Raw genomic sequence first — 22,923 nt, 5'->3', positions numbered from 1 at the left:
TTATCGTACTATTTACTGTCTTCAACAAATAAATAATTCAATTTTAATTCATTAAATCCTGCGTTAAACTCTTGAAGTTCAGCTGAAATAACCTCTTCAAACAATTTAAGCTCTTTATTTATTTTTTTAGTCAATTCATTCTTTACGGCAATATCTTGATCTGTTGGCGGAAAATCATCAATGCCTACCAAACTATTCAAGTGACCTAACTTGTTGGTCAGTTTAATGGGAAAGTTTAATGGGTCTTGACCACTACGGTTTTGTGTCTGATACAATGCCTTTTCCACATCACCCAACTTATCTTTCATTTTTTTGGCATTTTCCACCAGTTCCTTGGTGCGCTCATCATCTTTATACTGTTCTGTAAAAGCACTTAACTGCTTGGTAACATTTCTTATTTTCTTTATGGATTGATGCGCATTTTCGATAGTCATATTTATATCAGAAATAAAATCAAATTGCTTTTGCATCTGAGCCACCGTACTTTCTGCTCTTGGATCAGCCAAAATGGTAAACGATTCTGAACTAGTAGTTCCGTTAACATTTAAATGAACTTTATAATCGCCTGGCACTGCTTTAGCTCCATCAAAACTGGCCCACCAAAAAATCATTCCTTCTAATTTTTCTGCTCCCTTACCACGGGTATCCCAAACAAAAGTATTACCACCTTTTTTTATCTCTAGCTTTTTGTCCTTTTTTGTTGCTGACGAATTGTAGTTTGCTAAGGTATCTCCTGCCATATTGGTATACGTCAATTGAACCGAATCTTTCTCAGTATAGTTTTTTAGCAAAAAATGTGTTATGACACCATTTTCTAAATTCTGTCCTTCAATTTTAGAGGGTGTTTTTGAAGCCTTACCTTTTGTACGGTACGAATCTCTTGGTTTGAAAAGAACGGTATTTTGATTTTTCTTGTTTTCATCTAATTGGTGTAGAACAGTTAAGTCGTCAATAATCCATAAACTACGACCTTGTGTTGCTACAATTAAATTATCATCCTTAATCGTTAGATCTGTAATTGGTACAATAGGCAAGTTCATTTGAAAGGAACTCCAACTAGCACCATCATTAAAGGAGATATACATACCTGTTTCTGTACCTGCATATAATAACCCTTTCTGTTTAGGATCTTCTCTAACTACCCGTGTAAAATGCTCAGCAGGAATGCCATTTGTAATCTTCGTCCAACTTTTACCATAATCGGTTGTTTTATATAAGTATGGTTGAAAATCACCCAACTTATATCTTGTAGCCGCTATATAACAAGTTCCTTCATCAAAATAAGAAGGTTCAATGCTATTGATCATATTCCATTCTGGCATGTTGGGTGGAGTAACATTATCCCAAGTTGCACCAGAATCTTTTGAAACATGAATTAATCCATCATCACTACCTACCCAAAGAAGACCTTCTTTTAACGGGCTCTCATTTGCCGCAAAAATGGTGCAATAATATTCTACACTGGTATTATCTTGTGTGATTGGACCACCACTAGAACCTAACTTTGTAGGATCATTTCGAGTTAAATCACCACTTAATACTTCCCAACTTTGACCTTCATTTTCGGTCACATGTACATAATTGGAGAACGTATATAATTTTTTAGGATTATGCCTACTGAACATAATGGGGAAATTCCACTGAAAACGGTACTTCATTGCCTCTGCACCAGCACCCATCGGGTTATCTGGCCAAACATTGACACCTCTTACGGTACCTTTGTCATGATTTACACGGGTTAAGAATCCATCATAACTACCACCATAAACAATATCATTATTCTTTGGGTCTACAGCTATATGTGCCGATTCACCGCCAGCAGTTTCTTCCCAATTTGCTTTACTAATAGAACTTTCGCCACTTCTATGTTCTATACGTAATGTAGAATTATCTTGCTGGGCTACATAAATTCGGTATGGAAATGCATTATCTGTCGTTACCCTGTAAAATTGTGCCGTTGGTTGATTGTAATAGGTACTCCATGTTTCACCACCATCGTACGAAATCTGGGCGCCACCATCATCGCCAATAATCATACGTTGAGAATCCTCAGGTGAAATCCACAAATCGTGGTGATCTCCATGCGGAGCGTTAAATGTATTGAAGGATTTTCCTCCATCGGTAGATTTATGATAATTTACATTTAATACATATACTACATCCTCATCTTGCGTATCGGCATAAACTCTGGTATAATACCAAGCACGTTGTCTAATTTTTCGTTCTTCGTTGATTAACGTCCATTTTTTACCACCGTCATCAGAACGATATAACCCTCCCTTTTCTTTATTCTCTACTATAGCCCAAACACGGTCCGAATTTTTAGGAGAAACTGCCACTCCGATAATTCCCAATGTATCTTTTGGAAAACCTTCATTTTTAGAAATTTCTGTCCAAGTCTCACCGCTGTCTATACTTTTCCATAATGCAGAACCATCTCCACCACTAATCAAACTATAGGGTGTACGTTTTGCATGCCATGTAGAAGCATATAAAATTCTTGGATTATTTGGGTCAAACGTTAAATCAACAGCACCGGCCTGCTCATTTACATAGAGTACTTTCTTCCAATTCTTTCCGCCATCGGTACTTTTATAAACACCACGATCTTGAGTTGGCTTATAAATATCTCCTAATACTGCGGCATAAACAATGTTATAATCAGTAGGATGTACACGAATTCTTGGCACATGTCTACTTTTCTTTAAACCCGCTGACGTCCATGTTTTACCTGCATCTTCCGTCTTCCAAATCCCATAACCAGAAGAAACGTTTCCACGTAAGGTCTTCTCTCCACCACCAACATAAATAACGTTTGGATCACTTTTAGCCACCTCAACAGCACCTATACTTCCTCCAAAATAACCATCGGAAATATTATCCCATGAACGACCACCATCAAGGGTTTTCCAAACACCACCACCTGCAGCACCAAAGTAAAACAAGTTAGGTTCACCAGGCACACCGGTTACCGCAGCAGAACGACCACCACGAAACGGACCTATTAAACGGTAATCTAAGCTTGAATACAGTTCCTCTGGATACGTTGGTACAATGCTTTGTGATTTGTTCCTTTTCTGAGCTAATAAGGATAAAGGCAAAAGAAAAAATACCAGCATAAATATGCTAGCCTTGGTAAGAAGCGTTTTCATTTTTTTGAGTTTGAGATTTGTCTTGCCTAAAATTAAACAAATTGTTTGAAAATTGTTGTGTTTCAGACAGTATAAAAGTAAACTTGAGATTATTATTATCAATTTCCAAGTACAAAGACTAATTCAATCTGTATTTCACAAATAATGTTTCTGAACTTCTCCGGTATTAAATATTTTTAATACCGTTCTAAGATTTGCAACCATTAAATGATATAAAGAAGTTAGCGTTAATGATAACGCTCATACTTTCAAAAATTATACTTCAACAAAATGGAAAAAAATTACCAATAATTCAAAGTATTCCTATATTTAAGAACACAAATTAAAAATTATGAAATTTAGACGTCTATTAATCTTATGCTCATTACTTCTTTTTCTTTTCAACGGATTGATAATACCATCGGTTGATGCTCAATCTAAGCAATTTTTATACGGAGACCCATTGCCTGATGCGCCAGAACTTAGTGCAAGAGGAGAATACAACGTTGGTGTTCAAACAATTAACTTGGTCAACCCTGGTCAAGTAGACATTTTAAACTCCAAGGAGGGCAAAGACCCCTTGTATGATCGTGCTATAACCATTGAAGTTTGGTATCCTGCAACGGTGGGTGAGAAAGTTAAAACTGTTGTTTATGACGAAGTTATGGGAACAGCAAATGACAGTCTAAGACCCTTAACCCCTTTTACATTTAATGGCAGAGCATATAGAGATGCACAACCTATGACAGGAAGTAAATTTCCGTTGGTTGTAGTGTCTCATGGCTACGTAGGCTCTCGTTTTTTAATGACGTATCTAACAGAAAACCTAGCCTCTAAAGGTTATATCGTAGCGGCAATAGACCATACAGACTCTACATTTAAGGATGCGAATGCTTTCCAAAGTACCCTTTTAAACAGACCAAAGGATATTCGATTTGTAATAAATGAAATGGAAAAGATAGGTGCAAAAGGCTCAAAATCTATGTTAGAGGGTCTTGTTGACGCCAACAATACTGCTCTTATTGGCTATTCTATGGGTGGATATGGTGTTCTTAACGTTGGCGGTGCTGGATATAGTGATGCACTTGCCGGATTTTTCACAGGTATGACTGGTGGTAGCACCTCAATTGCTGTGAACACAGCCAACAACGAAGAGTATCAACAAATGTCGGACGATAGAATTAAGGCCATCGTAGCCTTTGCTCCATGGGGTATGGAACGGGGTGTATGGGATGCTGAAGGATTAAAAGGACTAAAAACACCAACGTTCTTTGTGGCAGGTAGCCAAGATGATATCTCTGGATATGAAAAAGGGATTAAAGCGATATATGAAGGGGCGATTAATGCCGACCGTTTTTTATTGACCTATAAAAACGCACGTCATAATGTTGCTCCAAACCCACCACCGGCTGAGGCATTAGCTCCGGGATTACATATTGATGAATATTACAGGTATGCAGAACCGTCTTGGGATTCACGAAAATTGAATAATGTTAATCAACATTTCATAACAGCCTTTCTTGGGCTACATCTTAAAAACCAAGACAACACCAAGTATTTAGATTTACAAGAAAATTCAAATGAAAAGGATTGGACCGGGTTTAAACCAAGGTCGTCCACCGGAATGGAATTGCTTCATGTCAAATTATAACATTAAGCTTGTTGTCTGAAATTTAGGGGTTTGAAAGGTTTTTCCTTGAGCAATTCGATATAGGTTGTCTCATCGTTAATCAACTCCTTAAATCTACAGACCAAAAACAAAGATGGTTTCGGGTATCAATTGTGATAGGATGAAAATCATACGTGTGTTCTTTAGTATTTCTAAAGCTACTTACGGAAAATGTTGAATGAGGTTTGGTCTCTATTGATTTATTTCAAGAAATCAATGTTCTATTGATTTCCCGTCGCAAGTAATATCCTGTTACAATAGTTGCCAAAACATCAGCAATGGGAAAAGAAATCCAGACACCTAATTCACCTAGGTAGTTAGGTAAAATAAGAATCAATGGGATGAAGAAAAACCCTTGCCTACACAAGGTCAATAATAAAGCCGGAACTGCCTTTCCTATTGCTTGAAAATATGCCGCACCTATAAGCTGTAATGCAATAATTGGGGTCGCGGCAAAGACCCAGCGCATGGCTGAGGGAGTATTTTCTAGAACGAATTTATTAGTAGCGAGTTCTACATCGCTCATGTCTGGTTTGTGGCTTAGAAAAAGTCCGGCAATTTCTTCTGGAAAAATCATAAGTCCTGTAAATACAATGGTTGCCAAAATTGCAGCATATTTTATAGCCGTATAAATGGACTCTTTGACTCTACTATATTTTCCTGCTCCATAATTGAACCCTGCAATGGGCAAGAATCCTTGAGTAACTCCAAAAACCGGAAACAGAGCAAACATCAACATTCTTCCTATAATGGCATAGACGGCAACCATAGCCTCTCCGCCTAAATTATAAAGAATATTATTCATTAAAAGATAAATTATACTTACGACAGCTTGTCTTGACAATGTTACAAACCCTAAAGAGCTTATTTCTTTTAGAATCTCAAAATTGAGACCGAAGTACTGCAGGTTAAGTTTTAGTTCTGAGTGCTCGGAGAGAAAAAAATAAAGGATATAACTAAAACATAAAAAATAGCTTATGGTCGTTGCCCATGCCGCACCTTCCATACCATAATCCAACACATTAATGAAGACGTAATCCATCACCAGGTTTCCTATTGATGGTATAATCATGGCGATCATGGCAAACTTCGGTTTTCCTTCCGCTCGTATTACGGCATTCCCCATCATGTTTAAGGCTAAAAGCGGTACACCGTACAATACAATGACGTAGTAGATTTTAGCCATTTCAAAAATAGAACCCTTTCCGCCAAAAGCAGGAATAAGGCTATCCACATAGGTAAGCCCTAACAAAACCATAATAATGGTAACTATTAGCGTAAAGCTAATTTGATTACCAAAAGTGCGTAAGGCCTTCTCTTTATTATTGGCGCCTAATGCCCTTGAAATAATACTTGCGCCACCAATGCCAATTGCCATCCCCAACGCACCTATAAAAAAAGAAACCGGCAATACGACGTTTATTGCAGCAATAGCTATTGAGCCGATCCAATTTCCGACAAAAATAGAATCCACCAACACATTAAGGGACATCACCAATATTCCAATACTGGCAGGTACCGCTTGTTTAATGAGCAAACTTGAGATAGATTCCGAGCCTAATTGTTCAGCGGAAACGTTTGCCATTTTTTAAGATTATTGTTTGCTAATACTATTCCTTGAGATGCTATTATTGGCTATGCTAAAACTTTTGAACTATGTTTTATTTCCAATGCTATATAATCCCATAAGGCAATGCGTTGCTCCAAGGCTTTTTCAGAGCATTCTGCCACCTCTTCCCATTTGCGTTCATCTGTACCACAAAGTTCATTAATCATTTTTAGTGATAATGGGCCATGGTCTTCACCATCTAGTTCAATATGTCTTTTAAGATAATAGCCTAATTTAGGGTATTCCTCTTCACCTGCCTGTTCTATAATTTTTAGAAACATATCAGGAATTAACTCTTCTCTCCCAAATGTAAACGCAGCTGCTATTTTATGAGGTTCATTGGTTTTAATAACCTCGAACGTAAATTTCAAAAACCCCTTTACAGCCTTGTTCAATTCTGAACTTTCAATACCCTTTAATACATTTTCCATTGCGGTAACGTACTCCAAGAAATTTTTCACTTTAGCCGTATCTGCATCAACCTCATCCATAGCATCCAGATACATCTCAAAATGACTTTTATAAATACCCTCTTCATTACGGTCGCTTTCCTCCTCCAAAACAATTTCATTAATGAATCGAGCTGTATTCGCGTTTTTCACCGGCTTCCAAGGCAGGTTAGTACAAGTCAAGTGTCTTTGTAATCCTTTTAAGAGAGACATAAAGTCCCAAACGGCATACACATGGTTTGCCATAAATATTTTAATATCAGATAAGGAATTCAGCTTTTCATATAACTCATGATTTCTCAATCGCTCTCTTAAAGGCAATAATTTTAATTCTATTTCTTCGATTCTCATAGCAGTGATTTTCTTAGGATTAGATGTTCTTTTTTAGGTGCTTGGCGTAACCGCTAATTTACCAGTTGCTTCCCATTCATTCACCCATTTAGCCATTACCTTCACCCAATGTTCGCTATCGTTCATACAAGGTATATGCTTATAATGTTCGCCTCCAGCCTCTTCGAACTGTTCTTTACCTTCCATAGCAATCTCTTCCAAGGTTTCTAAACAATCGCTCACAAAAGCCGGGGTTATAACTGCTAAACGTTTATTTCCTTCTTTGGCCAAACGCTCAAATTCATAATCGGTATAAGGTTTTAACCATGGATCACCTGCTAAACGTGATTGAAAAGAAGTGCTAACTTGTTCATCGGGCAAGCCCAAATAAGCCTTAACCATCTCGGTTGTATCATAGACTTGATGCCTGTAACACGTGTTATGGGCAACAGAATTAATAGAACAGCAAGAGCCATCTATTTTACAATGAAAACGGGTAGGATCACTTTTGCGAATATGACGTTCTGGAATACCGTGGTACGAAAATAGAATATGGTCATAATCGAAACCCTTTAATCCATCCTTTATACTTTCAGATAGTGCTTGGATATAATCTGGATTTTTATAAAATGCAGGTAACGTAGTCACATCCATTCCTGGAAAGAATTTTTGCTGTTCTTCCAATACTTTTACCACTACAGTTTCATAACTAGACATCGCGTAATGTGGATAAAGTGGTACCAACAAAACCTCATCTACACCTTTATCTCTTAATTCTTGCAATGCATTTTTTATAGTTATCGTGCCATATCGCATACCTAGTGCAACTGGCATTTTTGTATGTTGCTGTACTTTGTTGGCAAACCGTTCAGAAAGAACGATTAGCGGTGAACCTTCTTCCCACCAAATTTTTGCATATGCCTTGGCAGATTTTTTCGGTCTGGTTTGCAAAATTATGCCCTTTACTAAGAAAGCACGTAACCATTTAGGGGCATCAATTACCCTTTCATCCATTAAAAACTCATCCAAATAAGGCTTTACATCTTTTGGGGTAGGACTTTCTGGTGAACCCAAATTGACCAATAATACTCCTTTCATAACGTTTAATTTTCCTATTGCAAAAATAATACAAGTAACACAACCCGCATTTAGGAACTCAAAAAACTTTCATATTAATGTATAAGTAAAGTTGATAGTGTTTAACCTTTCTTTTTTTGGATGTTTTAATGCCTAAATTTGATCGTAATTAATGAAAGGAGATTAAAAATGCAGAATTTAACAAAAAACCCTATCCTTTTAGCCTACATTGTTGGAGCGGTCTTGGTATTATTATTGCTTCAATTAATTACTGTTCAAATATTAAGACGGTTGGGCAAAAATCCTAAATACCTATTTGACAAAGAGGATATTAAAAACATAACAAAGCCCTTCTTCATTATCTTTATTGCCATTGCTCTACGTATTAAAACGTTTCATAGCCTTTTAGGATTCGAAGAACTCACATATGTACTAAGTAAAATCAGTACGATTTCTATAATTTTTTCCTTTACATGGCTGCTAATTATTGGGTTAAAAATTACGAAGCGGAAAATCATTAAAAATTACGATGTAAATGCTGTCGACAATTACAAGGCACGCAAGGTCTATACCCAATTCAATATTTTAGAGCGCATTATCATCGTTATCATCATTATTATAGGGCTAAGTATTGCCCTTATGAGTTTTGAGAGTATCCGGGAAATTGGGGTCAGTATTTTTGCCTCTGCAGGAGTTGCAGGTATTATTGTAGGCCTTTCCGCCCAAAAGATGATTGCTAGTATCTTGGCAGGCATACAAATTGCTATCGCTCAACCAATAAAAATTGACGACGTGGTCATTGTTGAAAGTGAATGGGGTAGAATAGAAGAAATCACATTGACTTACGTTGTTGTTAATATTTGGGATAAACGAAGATTGATTGTACCTACCTCTTATTTTATTGAAAAGCCTTTTCAAAACTGGACAAAGAATTCGGCAGATCTTTTAGGAACCATTTATTTATATACCGATTATAAGGTTTCATTTGATGCCCTTAGAAAAGAACTGGAACGGGTTTTACAAACTACCGATTTATGGGATGGAGTAAACCAAAACATCCAAGTCACAGATTCCAAACCCACTTGTGTTGAAATTAGGGCAATGGTCAGTGCCCAGGATGCTTCCACACTTTGGGATTTACGCGTATTTGTACGTGAGAAATTAATAACTTTTTTACAAGAGAACTATCCTGAGAGTATCGTACGAACACGAGTACTTTTGGAAAATGATATAGAAAAAAGTAATCCTTTATAATTTTATACGATGCGACAATTTTTACTTCTAATTATACTACTTGTAAATACCCAGCTGGGATTTTCACAACAAATAACCTGCTCCCCAAAAGACAAAACAGCTGTCGAGGAAAAAATCCAAGAAATTGATGAATTTTCACAACCTGATTTTGGTAATACCATGGTGAGGGTTGGCAAAACGTTTATGAAAACCCCCTATGTTGCTAAAACCCTAGAAATTGGGGATACCGAAACCATAGTAGTAAATCTTCAAGGACTAGATTGCACCACCTTTGTTGAAAACGTATTGGCATTTTCAATGCTTCTTAGGCAAAAAGAAGATTCGTTTGATGCCTTTACCAAGAATCTAGAAATTATACGCTATAAAGATGGCGCCTTGGAGGGATACGCTTCTCGTCTGCATTACTTCTCAGAGTGGATTGCCAATAATGCTGAGAAAGGACTTTTAGAAGATATTACCGGTGAAATTGGTGGAGTAGAAATCACCAAGGATATTGATTTTATGAGTACCCACAGAGATTTATATCCATTTTTATCCGATGACGCTAATTTTTCGAAAATTAAAGCATCGGAAAACTACCTAAACAACCAAGCGATTTGTGTTTTGGCACAAGATAAAATTGCAGAAAACGAACACCTAATACAATCGGGAGATATTATCGCGTTAGCTACCTCAATTAATGGATTGGATGTTACACATACGGGCATTGCGACACGAGAAAATGATGGTAGAATTCATTTGCTACATGCTTCAACAGGCTCGATGGAAGTTGAAGTATCTAAATTACCCTTGGCCGAGTATTTAAAAGACATCAAAAGCAATACAGGAATTATGGTGGCCAGGCCGCTCTAATTTTTATACTAATTGCCTACCAACGCCAACAAGTATTTTTTAGGAGTGGTATTGTATTTTTTCTTGAAAGCGGCTATAAAATGACTGGCAGTACTGTACCCAACCTTTAACCCTATTTCATTAACATTATACTGTCCGGTTTCTAATAATCGCTTGGCATACTCCATTTTATGGTCGAATAAAAAGCTATAAACAGAATCCCCATAAATTTGCTTAAAGCCTTCTTTCAATCGCTTTAAGCTTAATCCGATTTCACTTGCCAGTTCGGCTAATGTAGGTGGCTCGGCCATATTTGCTAAAATGATTTCTTTTGCCTTTTTAATCTTCTTTACATTCTCCTCATCTGCTAAATAAGGACACTGTTCAATATCAGCATTCGGACTCTTATTAAAATACAACGCTATTAGCTCATATATCTTTCCCTTTACATATAAAGACTTGATGGATGGATGTAGGTTAAAGTTTATGATCTGACTCAAAATAATCGCTATAGAAGGCGAAAATGGTTCTTGAGCATAATACTTTTTCTCTTTATTGTCTGTACTTAGAAAAGGAATATAATCGGCTTCTGCTGTAAATAGGGAATGAAATTTACGCAAGGTCATCACTACAGAAACGAGTGAAGATTTCGGTTCAAGATTTAAATTAAGCGGTAGATCTAATTGTGTATTATATAATAACAGAGAATTCTCCTCAGAAACATTCAATGTATAAGTGCCTTTGTTAAACAAAAAAGTGCCACTACCCTTTAAACAAAAATGAAATTGTATAAAGCCTTTGTTAATTTCACGGGAATAGTTTGTGAATGAATCACTTTCATTTTGAAATTTAAGCACATAAAATCCTTCTTCTATACGCACCTCATCAAATGAACCTTGAGCGTTATTTTTAACCTCCATACTTTTTATATTTTTTTAATCCTATTTAGAAAGCATCTAAATAAATCCATCCATTACGCTGATAGCACCATAAAATTATAGTAATTCAAACAAATTATTGCCAATTTGGTCTAAAAATTCTGCAGTCGACACTAATTGTACCGCTAGCGTTATTTTTATTAGATTGATGCCCATACTTTTGCATCTGCTCTATGAAGGACTATCATATTTCTAAACACAACTCCTTTTATACAATTGGCCTTAACTATAAAAAGGCCGATGCTGAGGCACGGGGTAAATTTAGCTTGGACGAGGTCGCTGTAAAAAAGCTTTTGATAGAGGCGAAAAATCAGGGAATTGATGGTCTATTGGCCACTTCCACCTGTAACCGCACAGAACTTCATGGTTTTGCTGAACATCCCTTTCAACTTATCAAGTTATTATGTGACCATTCAAATGGTACCGTTGAGGCGTTTCAAGAAGTAGCCTATGTTTACAAAAACAAAGAAGCCATCAATCACCTTTTTCGGGTAGGCACAGGGTTGGATAGTCAGATTTTAGGAGATTTTGAAATCATTAGTCAGTTGAAACAAAGTTTTAAACGGTCTAAAGGGCTCGGCATCGCAAATCCTTTCATTGAACGTTTATGCAATAATATCATACAGGCGAGCAAGCGTATTAAAAATGAAACAGAAATTTCATCTGGGGCAACTTCTGTAGCTTTTGCCTCTGTTCAATATATTCTACGAAACATTGAAAATGTTTCAGAAAAAAATATTCTTCTTTTTGGAACCGGTAAAATAGGCCGCAACACCTGTGAAAACCTTATTAAGCACACCAAGAACCCTCACATTACCTTAATTAATAGAACAAAAGGCAAAGCTGAACAAATTGCTGGAAAGTTTAACCTTATGGTGAAGGACTATGGTGACTTACAACCCGAAATTAGAAAAGCAGACATCTTGGTAGTTGCCACTGGCGCTCAGAAACCTACTATTACCAGAGAATTAATTCATACAAAGAAACCATTACTGATATTAGACCTTTCAGTTCCAAAAAATGTGGACGATTCTATTTCAGATATGGAAAATGTCACACTAATTCATTTAGATCATTTATCGCAAATGACCGATAAGACCTTAGAGCGAAGAAAACAATTCATTCCTGAAGCCGAAGCTATTAATCAAGAGGTAATGCATGATTTTAATCAGTGGCTAGAGACCAGAAAGTTTGCACCTGTCATTAAAGCATTAAAGAAAAAGCTAAAGACGATGAAGGATGAGGAACTTGACTATCAGTCGAAAAAAACAGTCAATTTCAATGCGGATCAGGCCGATGTCATTACAAATCGCATCATTCAAAAAATAACTACACAATTTGCAAACCATCTTAAGGATGACACGGTAGATTCCAATTCAAGTTTAGAATTTATCCAAAAAGTATTTCAATTAGAATTGGACCAAAAATGAGTAAAGTAATACGATTAGGAACACGCGATAGTGAATTAGCATTATGGCAGGCGAATACCGTTAAGGGCCAATTACAAGCGTTAGGGCATGTTGTTAAATTAGTTCGCGTAAAATCTACCGGAGATTTAGTTTTAGACAAACCTCTCTATGAACTAGGCGTTACAGGTATATTTACCAAAACCTTAGATGTCGCCATGCTTAATGGCACTATAGATATAGCCGTACATTCCATGAAAGATGTACCTACTGCATTACCAATTGGTATTGTGAAAGCAGCCGTTTTAAAACGTGGCAACTATATGGACATTCTTGCCTTCAAAGAAAATGAAGAATTTCTAGGGCAACGAGAGGGAATTATTGCAACAGGAAGTTTGCGTCGCCAGGCACAATGGCTGAACCGATACCCTACACATACCGTTGTCGGTTTAAGAGGAAATATAAACAGTAGATTAGAAAAACTATACGATAATAATTGGAACGGTGCCATATTTGCCGCTGCAGGTTTGGAACGTATTGGTTTGGAACCTGAGAACACAATAGGACTCACATGGATGCTGCCTGCACCTGCACAAGGGGCTATTATGGTTGTTGCAATGGAAGACGATGAGGAGATTCGTGAAGCCTGTGCCCAATTAAACCATGAAGAAACAGACACTTGCGTAACCTTAGAACGAGATTTTCTTAGAGAACTTGAGGGTGGTTGCAGTGCTCCCATCGGTGCCTTATCCTATATCGACAAAGAGAATGTTGTCACTCTTAAGGGAGTTTTATTAAATGTCGATGGAAGTAAAAAATTAGAGGCTGAATTAACGGCTCCTTTAGGTAAGCATAAAAACTTAGGTATTGATTGTGCCAAAAGTATCTTGGCCAGAGGTGGTAAAAGACTAATGACAGAATTGGCCAGTGCGGATGCCGTTGTCAACATATTTTCAACCAAAAAATTAACACACGAACAACAGTTGCGTTTAAATATATCCGCAAATGCAGATTCTGACGATTTTATAAAAGTTAGTCCCAATCGTATTTCTCCTATTGTTCTGAAAAAAGAGCACAAAAATGTCGTGTTTACCAGTAAAAACGCGGTGGAATCAGTTTTAACAAGCTGTAGTGCTGAAGAACTAAAGTTTGAAAACATTTATTGTGTCGGTAGAAAAACACGCAGACTTATAAAAAAGAAATTTGGAATTGTAGCGCATTTTGAAAATAATGCCACAGATCTAGCCAACTATTTGGTAGAGTTTATCGATGGAACCGAAGTTACTTATTTTCATGGAAACCTGAGTTTAAAAGATTTACCTACGATTCTGGAAGAAAACAATATTGCGATTAATGCTATTGAAGCATATAGAACGAAATTATCTGGAAAAGAGATACCTAATGAAGTAAAAGGTATCATGTTTTACAGTCCATCAAACGTTGAAAGCTACCTTGAAGAAAATTCAGCTGATAAAATTGCGTATTGTATTGGGGAAACTACTGCAAAAGCAGCTAGAACCTACTTTAAGGAAGTGAAAGTTGCCAAAATACCAACTGTAGAAAGTGTAATTGATTTAGTGAACGAAGATTATACAAAGTAATTATTTGCTTTTAGCTACCACATTAAAGAGATATTATATAAATAAACGTCATTACGAGCATAGCGAAGCAATCTGTTTCTTAAGAACAACGATTAAACATATTGCTTCAGAGCAAAAAATCTACTCGCAAAGACGAACAAGATTAACCCTATGAGTTTAAAAAACGATTTATTCCTAAAAGCCTTAAAAGGAGAGACTGTAGAAAGACCTCCAGTTTGGATGATGCGCCAAGCGGGTAGATACTTACCTGAATTCATGGCCATTAAAGAAAAATATGATTTTTTTACCCGGTGCCAAACTCCAGAATTAGCTTCAGAAATCACCGTACAGCCCATTCGCAGGTACGGTATGGATGTAGCAATTTTGTTCAGCGATATCCTGGTCATTCCACAAGCCATGAATATTGAAGTGGAAATGAAGCCTAATTTTGGGCCCTATTTACCGCATCCAATTCGCTCACGAAAAGACCTCGATAGCGTAATCGTTCCAGACGTTCATGAAACATTGGGTTATGTCATGGAAGCAATAAAAGCAACGAAAGAAAAATTGAATGATGAGGTTCCTTTAATTGGTTTTGCCGGCTCACCATGGACCATTTTATGTTATTGCGTTCAAGGTCAAGGAAGCAAGACGTTTGATAAAGCCAAAGAGTTATGTTTTACACAACCCGTGGTAGCTCATGAACTTTTACAAAAAATTACAGATACTACCATTGCCTATTTAAAAGCTAAAGTTGCCGCTGGTGTTGATGCTGTTCAGGTATTCGATTCTTGGGGCGGTATGCTTTCCCCAACCGATTATAACGAATTTTCTTGGCAATACATTCAACAGATTATCGACGCATTAAAGGATGAAGCTCCTGTTATTGTATTTGGAAAAGGATGTTGGTTTGCCCTGGGCGATATGGCAAAATCGGGTGCGGGTGCACTTGGAGTAGACTGGACTTGTTCCGCTAAAAATGCTCGTTACCTAAGTGGAGGTAAAATAACATTACAAGGTAACTTTGACCCTTCACGTTTGTTATCACCTCCCTCTGAAATAAAAAAGATGGTACACCAAATGATTAACGAGTTTGGCAAGGATCGTTATATCGTTAATTTAGGACATGGTATTTTACCAAATATACCTGTTGAGAATGCAAAAGCGTTTATTGATGCGGTAAAGGAATATAAAGCGGTCTAAAGGTTTTAGTGGTAGGTAGGAAATTGTTATAGAAGTTAATAAATTCGTTTCCATAAGCATGAATTCATTCCATTTAGCCCAATTCGAAATAAATCCAATTTTAGATCGGGACGGATGGCGCATATGTGATTTCATATCCTCTAATGAAGACTACCTTAAACGTTATTTTCCGAATACTGTCGCAGCTAACCTCACTCCCGATTTATCGAACATTTTCGTTCAGGAAAAAGTATCAGAATTTGTTTCTGGCCACGAGTATCTCTTTACGCTAAAGGAACCAGAACATCGAAAAATCATTGGGCTTATCTACGTGCAGGAAGTCGATAGGATAAAAAAAAAAGCCGAAATCGCTTATTGTATTGGATATTCTTATAAAAATAAAGGATTCACTTCCCTTGCCGTGAAAACGATTTCTGAGTGGGCAATTGCACAACCACACCTTGATACCCTAAGGATAATTGTACATCATTCTAATATTGCCAGTCTTAAAGTAGCTCAAAATTGTGGTTATATTTGGAAAAAAACTTTAGCAAAAGAGCACACTCCACCCAACGAAGAACCATTAGATATGGAACTTTACATCCTTAAAAATGAAAGATAAATTTTACACATATATAGAAACCCTTCAAAAGACCATTACTTCAAAATTAGAGGAGGTTGATGGGACGGCAAAATTTAAAGAAGATATTTGGCAACGACCAGAAGGCGGTGGTGGCCGTACGCGAGTGATTGAAAACGGTTCTGTTTTTGAAAAAGGAGGCGTAAACATTTCCGGCGTTCATGGAGAACTTCCCGATAGTATGAAAACCTATTTTGGAGTTAAGGAAGGTAATTTTTTTGCCTGCGGACTAAGTTTAGTGCTGCATCCAAAGAATCCCAAGGCACCCACGGTTCATGCAAATTGGCGTTATTTTGAATTGTACGGAAATGATGGCGAAATAGTCGATCAATGGTTCGGTGGCGGTCAAGACTTAACCCCTTATTACTTATTTGATGAAGATGCCGTTCATTTTCATGAGGTGTGCAAAAAGGCCTGTGATAAACACAATGAATTCTTTTATCAGACCTACAAAAAACGATGCGATGATTATTTCTGGAATACACATAGAAATGAAGCACGTGGTATAGGCGGTCTATTTTTCGATTATTGCAAAGCTACTGAAGCTATGGGTATGCAAGATTGGTTTAATTTTGTTACCGAAGTAGGCAATAGTTTTCTTGAGAGCTATATACCAATTGTTACAAAAAGAAAAGACCTTGACTATTCTCAACAACAAAGAGATTGGCAAGAAATTAGAAGAGGTAGGTATGTAGAATTCAATCTAGTTCACGATAAGGGAACTTTGTTCGGTCTTAAAACAAATGGGCGAATCGAAAGTATTTTAATGAGCCTCCCACCTCATGTGCAATGGGTATATGACCATCAGCCCGAGGAGGGTAGTGCAGAAGAACGGTTACTTCATATTTTAATGCATCCTAAGGAATGGGTTTAAGGTTGATCCTTTTAAGCTGTCTTCTATTTTTGGCCCACCTTGGTTCTGCTCAAGACTCAACTCATATAAAAGAATTTCCCGATAAAATCACCGCTAGACTAAGCGTACAGACCACATCAAATAGTTTCGCGCTTAGAGATAAGCTTACAAAGAGCAAAACCGAATTTATCCCTAATGATAAAAGTTATTTAGGCCTCTCCATCTCATTTCGTTCTGTAGAACTTGATTTAGGATATGCACCGAATTTTCTATCTGAAAATAAAGACAATGGAGACTCGAAATTGATTACACTTAACTTTAGAATGTTTTTTTACCAGTTCATGCAAACTTTTGATTTCTATAAGCAAAAAGGTTTTTTCATTCGCACAAAAGATCTCACGTTACCTGTTGATAATTTAAGGACGATAAAAATTGGTGGGAGTACCAGTTATATATTTAATCCAAATTTTTCTTTCCGTGCTATTGGTTTTCAGAATGAGTGGCAAAAGAAAAGTGCTGGTAGTTTTATTCCTGGCGCGACATACTATTACACTAAGTTTAAATTACAAGATCCAGTGCTTGAAAACCAAATCGAACACTCTTTTAATCTAGCAATTGGACCTGGTTATTATCACAATTGGGTATTTGATGATAACTATATCGTTTCTGCTGGTGGTATTGGTGGTTTAGGCTTTAATCTATCTAAATCTGCAGGAGAAACTTCACTAACAGGGTTAGCCCAATTTATATTTAGGCTAACAGGAGGTTATAATTCAGAATCATTTTTTAACGGTATAACTATCAATACCCAAATATTAACACACACTTCAGCAGATAACTTTGTGCTTGATGATTCGATTAGTTTTCTTGAATTTTACATTGGATATCGATTCGATGCTCCTAGAAAGTTGATAGAAAAAGCCAAGGAGATAAATCGTAAATTTGGTTTGAATTGATGCATAGAACATGAAGCAAAAAATATACCAAATAGACGCTTTTACTAAAACCTTATTCGGCGGAAATCCTGCGGCTGTTTGCATCCTTAATTCTTGGTTGTCAGATGAAACCATGCAAAACATTGCTGCAGAAAATAATCTAGCAGAAACTGCTTTTGCAGTCAAAAAGGAAAACCATTATGAGCTTCGATGGTTCACGCCAGAAATTGAAGTAGACCTATGTGGCCATGCCACCTTAGCCACCGCCTTTGTACTTTACAACTACTATGGTTTCAAAGAAAATACTCTTCGGTTTATTTCGACTAGAAGCGGTGAACTGCTGGTTCAAAACAATGAAAATAGGCTGTTAACTATGGATTTCCCTACGGATGATTTAAACACTATAACTGAGCAAGCAGCTATTACAAAAGCAATCGGAAAGAAACCATTAGAAACTTTTAAAGGCAAAACCGACTTCTTGCTCATTTATGAATCTCAAGAAATAATAGAATCTATTCGGCCAAATTTTCATCTCTTGAATGAATTAGAGTGTAGAGGAATCATTGTTTCCGCCAAAGGAAATGAAGTTGATTTTGTCTCTCGGTTTTTTGCCCCTCAGTGTGGTATACCAGAAGACCCAGTTACAGGTTCTGCACATACTACCTTAACACCTTATTGGTCGAAAAAATTAAATAAAACCACCTTAACGGCAAAACAACTTTCTAAAAGAGGCGGCATGCTTCAATGTGAATATAATGGTGAACGCATTAAAATTTCAGGTAATGCGGTTTGCTATTTAATTGGTGAAATAGAAATTTAACATAACAGAAAATAATTAAATATGTATCCACTTATTAGAAATAGAAGACTTAGAAGTTCAGAAGCTATACGCCATTTAGTGCGTGAAACCATAATAACCCCAAGCGATTTTTTGGTGCCCCTATTTGTTGTTGAAGGTAAAGGCATAAAAGAGGAAATAGCATCTATGCCCAACTACTATAGACTAAGTCTCGATAATTTAGCAAAAGAGGCAAAAGAGCTTTGGAAAATGGGTTTATGTTCGGTGCTTCTTTTTGTGAAAGTCCCTGATAATTTAAAGGATAACCACGGTTCGGAAGCTTTGAATGAAAATGGATTAATGCAATTGGCAATAAAAACGGTTAAAAATGCGTGTCCAGATATGTTGGTCATGACCGATGTGGCTCTCGATCCGTATTCCTCTTATGGGCATGATGGCATTGTCTCTGACGGCCAAATATTAAATGATGAAAGTGTTGAAGTTTTGACAGAAATGAGCGTATCACACGCAAAAGCCGGAGCCGATTTTGTTGCTCCTAGTGATATGATGGACGGTCGTATTCTAAGCATTCGTGAAGCTTTAGAAGATGAAGGATATATCAATACCGGTATTATGGCCTATAGTGCAAAATATGCAAGCGCATTTTATGGTCCGTTTAGAGATGCCCTAGATTCCGCTCCCGTAACTATTAAAAACATTCCAAAAGATAAAAGCACCTATCAAATGGATTTTTCGAATCGGTTTGAGGCCATTAGAGAAACACAAATGGACATTGAAGAAGGTGCAGATATTGTAATGGTGAAGCCGGGCCTATGTTATTTAGACATCGTACGTGAAATAAAAAATGAGGTCGATGTACCAGTAGCCGTTTACCAAGTATCTGGTGAATATGCAATGGTAAAAGCTGCTGCAGAAAAAGGATGGCTAGACCATGATTCCGTAATGATGGAACAACTAATTGCTATGAAAAGGGCAGGTGCCAATATCATTGCAAGTTACTTTGCAAAAGACGCGGTTAAACTAATGGGATAATTCACCAAGTGAACTAACACAGAATGAAAATTTACATCTTAATACTGTTCGGTATTTTTAATGGCTTATCTATTGCTCAAGAAAATTCAAAGTTACCACTTGGTTTGCCGATTGGCTCAAGTCTGCAAAAGTCATCGTTGACACACTTTGAATTAGACTCTGCTGACATCTACCAGAAGGTTGATAGCATTATGACGATTGGTATAATAAGCCAATCGTTTCCTGGTGCACAAATTTTAATTACTAAAGAAGGTACTATCATTTTTCATGAAGCATACGGATTTCATACCTACGATAGTATTCAATCGGTTGAGCTAAATGACATATATGATTTAGCATCAGTCACAAAAATTTTAGGTCCGCTACCAGTATTAATGAAATTAATTGACGAAGGTAAACTTGATTTAGATAAACCATTTAGCACGTATTGGAAGCCGTGGAAACATAGAAGAGATAAGAAACATATTACCTTAAGAGAAATTCTTGCACATCAAGCAGGTCTTAAACCATACATAATTTTCTTGAATGAAGTAATAAAAAATAACGGTCGGTTTAAAAATAGATTTATTCGCACGAAGTCGAATAAACGATTTACTAATGAAGCATTTGAAAGTATCTATGTGAAAAATAGGTTCAATAGAAAAATGTATAGAATGATAAACAGGTCTGAAGTTTCTCCAGAAAAAAAGTACACCTATTCCGGATTGACTTTTCTACTATTTCCTGAGTTAATCTCGCAATTAACCGGCATGCCCTATGAGCAGTATCTAGAGGAGGAATTTTATAAACCACTTGGTATGAAAACATTTGGGTTTCTACCTAGCACAAAACATTTTCCCAATACTATAGTTCCAACTGAAATTGATACGGTATACCGACATACCTTAACCAATGGATGGGTACATGATGAAAACGCATCTTTGTTAGGAGGGGTTTCGGGTAATGCCGGACTTTTTGGAACTGCAGATGATGTAGCGATAATCATGCAAATGTATCTTCAAAATGGACTTTATAGCGGTAATCGTTATATCTCTGAAAAAACTCTCAAAGAATTTACTCGGGTACAATACCCGAAAAATGAAAACAGAAGAGGTTTAGGTTTTGATAAGCCGTATTTAAACAATAGCACGTTTTCATTGGTAGATGCATATCCTACGCCAGAAGTAAGTCAAAATAGCTTTGGACATAGCGGCTTCACAGGAACGTTTGTGTGGGCAGACCCTGAACATCAATTAGTTTACATTTTCCTTTCAAATCGAGTATATCCTACTAGAAAGAATCGCGACATATATGACCTCAACATCCGATCTGCTCTTCAACAGGTATTTTATCAAGCGTTCGATAATGCTAAACAGCTCAAACCTTAGTGATTTTATTGATATCTTCGAGGTATAAAACAACCCTATGGGCTTATTAATATTTTACGCATTTATCTCCATTTTCTTTTCCTTTCTATGTTCAATTTTAGAGGCTGTATTGTTAAGCATAACGTCTACATTCATTAATGTGAAATTAAAGGAAGGAAAAGCATACGCCCATACGTTAGAAGTTCTTAAAAAAGATGTAGACCAACCTTTAATAGCCATCCTCACCATTAATACCATCGCCCATACAGTAGGTGCGATTTTAGTTGGTGTACAAGCCAAAACAGCCTATGCTGAATTATATGGTAATGAAAGTCGTTCGCTTTTTGGCATAGAATTTACCGAAGACCTAATGGTAGGTGTAGTATCTACCTTAATGACCATTCTCATACTCGTTGCATCAGAAATCATTCCTAAAACCATTGGTGCCACGTACTGGAAACAACTTGCTAACTTTTCGGCAAAGACCCTAAGCATTATGGTAGTCGGTTTAAAATATACAGGGCTACTATGGGTATTACGTCTTTTTACGAAAATGGTTGGTGGCGGTAAACATCATGGTAGCGTTCTGAGCCGTGAAGATTTCCATGCCATGACCGATATGGCACATAAAGAAGGTGTATTTGAGAAATCTGAATCTACCATTATAAAAAATTTACTGCGCTTTGATGACATTCTAGTAAAAGATATCATGACGCCTAGAGCAGTTATGAAAATAGCTTCAGAAGAAAGATCAATTGCAGATTTTTTTAAGGATAATCAAAAATTACGATTTTCTAGAATTCCCGTGTACACCGAAAAAATGGATAACATTACTGGATTTGTACTAAAGGATAATGTTCTGGAAGAAATGATCAATCAAAATGGGGCGTCTCCACTTAAAGAAATTAAACGTGAAATTTTAATTACGCGTAGAAGTACCCCAATACCAACTTTATTTGAAACACTTATTCAAAAGCGTGAGGCGATTGCACTTGTCGTTGATGAATATGGTTCGGTGAGCGGCTTGGTGACCATGGAAGATGTTATAGAAACACTTCTAGGACTTGAAATAATGGACGAGAGTGATAATGTAGCAGATCTGCAGGTACTAGCTCGAAAAAATTGGGAAGTGCGCGCAAAGGCATCGGGTGTTATTGAAAAAACTACTCCTACCCTTGATAAAAAATAAATAACATCATGGAGGACCTTGCATATATTTTAACACCATTAGGCATTGCTAAGATAACTGGTAATTCTGATGGTGTCACCTCTATTATTATCTTAAATACTGAAGAACGCGTTACTGATGTGATACCAGAAACTTTAGAAGATACCGTTTATCAATTGAACGAATATTTTGAAGGAACCCGAAAAGAGTTTTCTTTGAATCTTAATCCAGAGGGTACAGCATTTCAAAAGAAGGTATGGTTAGCATTACAGAACATTCCCTATGGTAAAACAATTTCTTATTTGGAGCTTTCTAAATCAATAGGTGATGTGAAAGCCATTCGAGCAGCAGCATCCGCAAATGGTAAAAATCCATTATGGATTGTTATTCCTTGTCATAGGGTAATTGGCAGTAATGGTACACTTACTGGCTATGCCGGTGGCCTACACCGTAAAAAGTGGTTGTTGGAACATGAGAGTCCGCACAAACAGCAGCGTTTGTTCTAAACAATTAGAAATAATGTGTATAAAACAGAACGCATGGTTTGTTTATCGTCGCTTAGGCTAAACCCTAACTTGAAAAAACGTCCTTAATCGATACGCAATGTTTTTTACCATAATTTATTCTATTCATCAATCTATTACGGTTTTTTAAACCAACCGCTTTGTCGATTTTAGGCTATTCCACAAAATAG

The 22,923-nt window shown here is 36.8% G+C and carries 19 protein-coding genes; 14 read left to right on the top strand and 5 right to left on the bottom strand.

The window, feature by feature from the left end; genetic code table 11:
* Positions 1–8: 8 nt before the first annotated feature.
* Positions 9–3,152 (bottom strand): WD40/YVTN/BNR-like repeat-containing protein, encoded by a 3,144-nt coding sequence (locus tag ES765_RS12960; protein ID WP_138114748.1) that lies wholly within the window; start codon positions 3,150–3,152, stop codon positions 9–11.
* 331 nt (positions 3,153–3,483) lie between these two features.
* Between ES765_RS12960 and ES765_RS12955 the strand changes: the two genes are divergently transcribed.
* Positions 3,484–4,782, top strand: coding sequence for an alpha/beta hydrolase family protein (locus ES765_RS12955; RefSeq protein ID WP_138114747.1), 1,299 nt, complete (start codon positions 3,484–3,486; stop codon positions 4,780–4,782).
* A gap of 223 nt (positions 4,783–5,005) precedes the next feature.
* Here ES765_RS12955 and ES765_RS12950 read toward each other — a convergent pair whose 3' ends face one another.
* The 3 genes from ES765_RS12950 to hemH are packed head-to-tail and all read right to left on the bottom strand — an operon-like array spanning position 5,006 to position 8,286.
* Positions 5,006–6,385, bottom strand: coding sequence for an MATE family efflux transporter (locus ES765_RS12950; RefSeq protein WP_138114746.1), 1,380 nt, complete (start codon positions 6,383–6,385; stop codon positions 5,006–5,008).
* A gap of 50 nt (positions 6,386–6,435) precedes the next feature.
* The gene (locus ES765_RS12945; RefSeq protein ID WP_138114745.1) at positions 6,436–7,209 is read right to left on the bottom strand and encodes a DUF3050 domain-containing protein; all 774 of its coding nucleotides are present in this window, start codon (positions 7,207–7,209) and stop codon (positions 6,436–6,438) included.
* Positions 7,210–7,242: 33 nt separating this feature from the next.
* Positions 7,243–8,286, bottom strand: a complete 1,044-nt coding sequence (gene hemH / locus ES765_RS12940; protein ID WP_138114744.1) for a ferrochelatase — start codon at positions 8,284–8,286, stop codon at positions 7,243–7,245.
* A gap of 168 nt (positions 8,287–8,454) precedes the next feature.
* Between hemH and ES765_RS12935 the strand changes: the two genes are divergently transcribed.
* Together ES765_RS12935 and ES765_RS12930 are read left to right on the top strand one after the other, a co-directional pair.
* Positions 8,455–9,519: a mechanosensitive ion channel family protein gene (locus tag ES765_RS12935; protein WP_138114743.1), complete on the top strand. Its 1,065-nt coding sequence runs from the start codon at positions 8,455–8,457 to the stop codon at positions 9,517–9,519.
* A 9-nt stretch (positions 9,520–9,528) separates the two neighbouring features.
* Positions 9,529–10,371 carry an N-acetylmuramoyl-L-alanine amidase-like domain-containing protein gene (locus ES765_RS12930; protein WP_138114742.1) on the top strand — a complete coding sequence of 281 codons (843 nt, stop codon included), beginning with the start codon at positions 9,529–9,531 and terminating at the stop codon, positions 10,369–10,371.
* Positions 10,372–10,379: 8 nt separating this feature from the next.
* Here ES765_RS12930 and ES765_RS12925 read toward each other — a convergent pair whose 3' ends face one another.
* A complete protein-coding gene (locus ES765_RS12925) occupies positions 10,380–11,270 on the bottom strand; it encodes an AraC family transcriptional regulator (protein WP_138114741.1) in 891 nt (296 codons plus the stop codon).
* A gap of 191 nt (positions 11,271–11,461) precedes the next feature.
* Between ES765_RS12925 and hemA the strand changes: the two genes are divergently transcribed.
* The 11 genes from hemA to ES765_RS12870 all read left to right on the top strand — a co-directional run bounded on the left by hemA (position 11,462) and on the right by ES765_RS12870 (position 22,735).
* Positions 11,462–12,718: a glutamyl-tRNA reductase gene (hemA, locus tag ES765_RS12920; RefSeq protein ID WP_138114740.1), complete on the top strand. Its 1,257-nt coding sequence runs from the start codon at positions 11,462–11,464 to the stop codon at positions 12,716–12,718.
* Positions 12,715–14,295 carry a hydroxymethylbilane synthase gene (hemC, locus tag ES765_RS12915; RefSeq protein WP_138114739.1) on the top strand — a complete coding sequence of 527 codons (1,581 nt, stop codon included), beginning with the start codon at positions 12,715–12,717 and terminating at the stop codon, positions 14,293–14,295. The genes hemA and hemC overlap by 4 nt, the downstream gene beginning before the upstream one ends.
* A 150-nt stretch (positions 14,296–14,445) precedes the next feature.
* Complete coding sequence (gene hemE / locus ES765_RS12910; protein WP_138114738.1) at positions 14,446–15,477, top strand: uroporphyrinogen decarboxylase; 1,032 nt, start codon at positions 14,446–14,448, stop codon at positions 15,475–15,477.
* Between the two features lie 58 nt (positions 15,478–15,535).
* Complete coding sequence (locus tag ES765_RS12905) at positions 15,536–16,078, top strand: GNAT family N-acetyltransferase (protein ID WP_138114737.1); 543 nt, start codon at positions 15,536–15,538, stop codon at positions 16,076–16,078.
* A complete protein-coding gene (hemF, locus tag ES765_RS12900) occupies positions 16,068–16,970 on the top strand; it encodes an oxygen-dependent coproporphyrinogen oxidase (protein ID WP_138114736.1) in 903 nt (300 codons plus the stop codon). Before ES765_RS12905 ends, hemF begins: the two co-directional genes overlap by 11 nt.
* 29 nt (positions 16,971–16,999) lie before the next feature.
* Positions 17,000–17,905 carry a DUF4421 family protein gene (locus ES765_RS12895; RefSeq protein WP_171017298.1) on the top strand — a complete coding sequence of 302 codons (906 nt, stop codon included), beginning with the start codon at positions 17,000–17,002 and terminating at the stop codon, positions 17,903–17,905.
* Between the two features lie 10 nt (positions 17,906–17,915).
* Positions 17,916–18,704, top strand: a complete 789-nt coding sequence (locus tag ES765_RS12890; protein WP_138114734.1) for a PhzF family phenazine biosynthesis protein — start codon at positions 17,916–17,918, stop codon at positions 18,702–18,704.
* Positions 18,705–18,725: 21 nt separating this feature from the next.
* Complete coding sequence (gene hemB / locus ES765_RS12885; RefSeq protein WP_138114733.1) at positions 18,726–19,715, top strand: porphobilinogen synthase; 990 nt, start codon at positions 18,726–18,728, stop codon at positions 19,713–19,715.
* Between the two features lie 23 nt (positions 19,716–19,738).
* Positions 19,739–21,082, top strand: a complete 1,344-nt coding sequence (locus ES765_RS12880; protein ID WP_138114732.1) for a serine hydrolase domain-containing protein — start codon at positions 19,739–19,741, stop codon at positions 21,080–21,082.
* Positions 21,083–21,119: 37 nt separating this feature from the next.
* Positions 21,120–22,250 carry a CNNM domain-containing protein gene (locus ES765_RS12875; RefSeq protein ID WP_138114731.1) on the top strand — a complete coding sequence of 377 codons (1,131 nt, stop codon included), beginning with the start codon at positions 21,120–21,122 and terminating at the stop codon, positions 22,248–22,250.
* Positions 22,251–22,258: 8 nt separating this feature from the next.
* A complete protein-coding gene (locus ES765_RS12870) occupies positions 22,259–22,735 on the top strand; it encodes a methylated-DNA--[protein]-cysteine S-methyltransferase (RefSeq protein WP_138114730.1) in 477 nt (158 codons plus the stop codon).
* The last annotated feature ends 188 nt before the right edge of the window (positions 22,736–22,923 follow it).

This window comes from Maribacter sp. ACAM166 (assembly GCF_005771495.1).
Taxonomy (GTDB): Bacteria; Bacteroidota; Bacteroidia; order Flavobacteriales; family Flavobacteriaceae; genus Maribacter.
The sequence above is the reverse complement of the archived record's forward strand: the minus strand, read 5'-3'. Positions and strand labels throughout refer to the sequence as shown.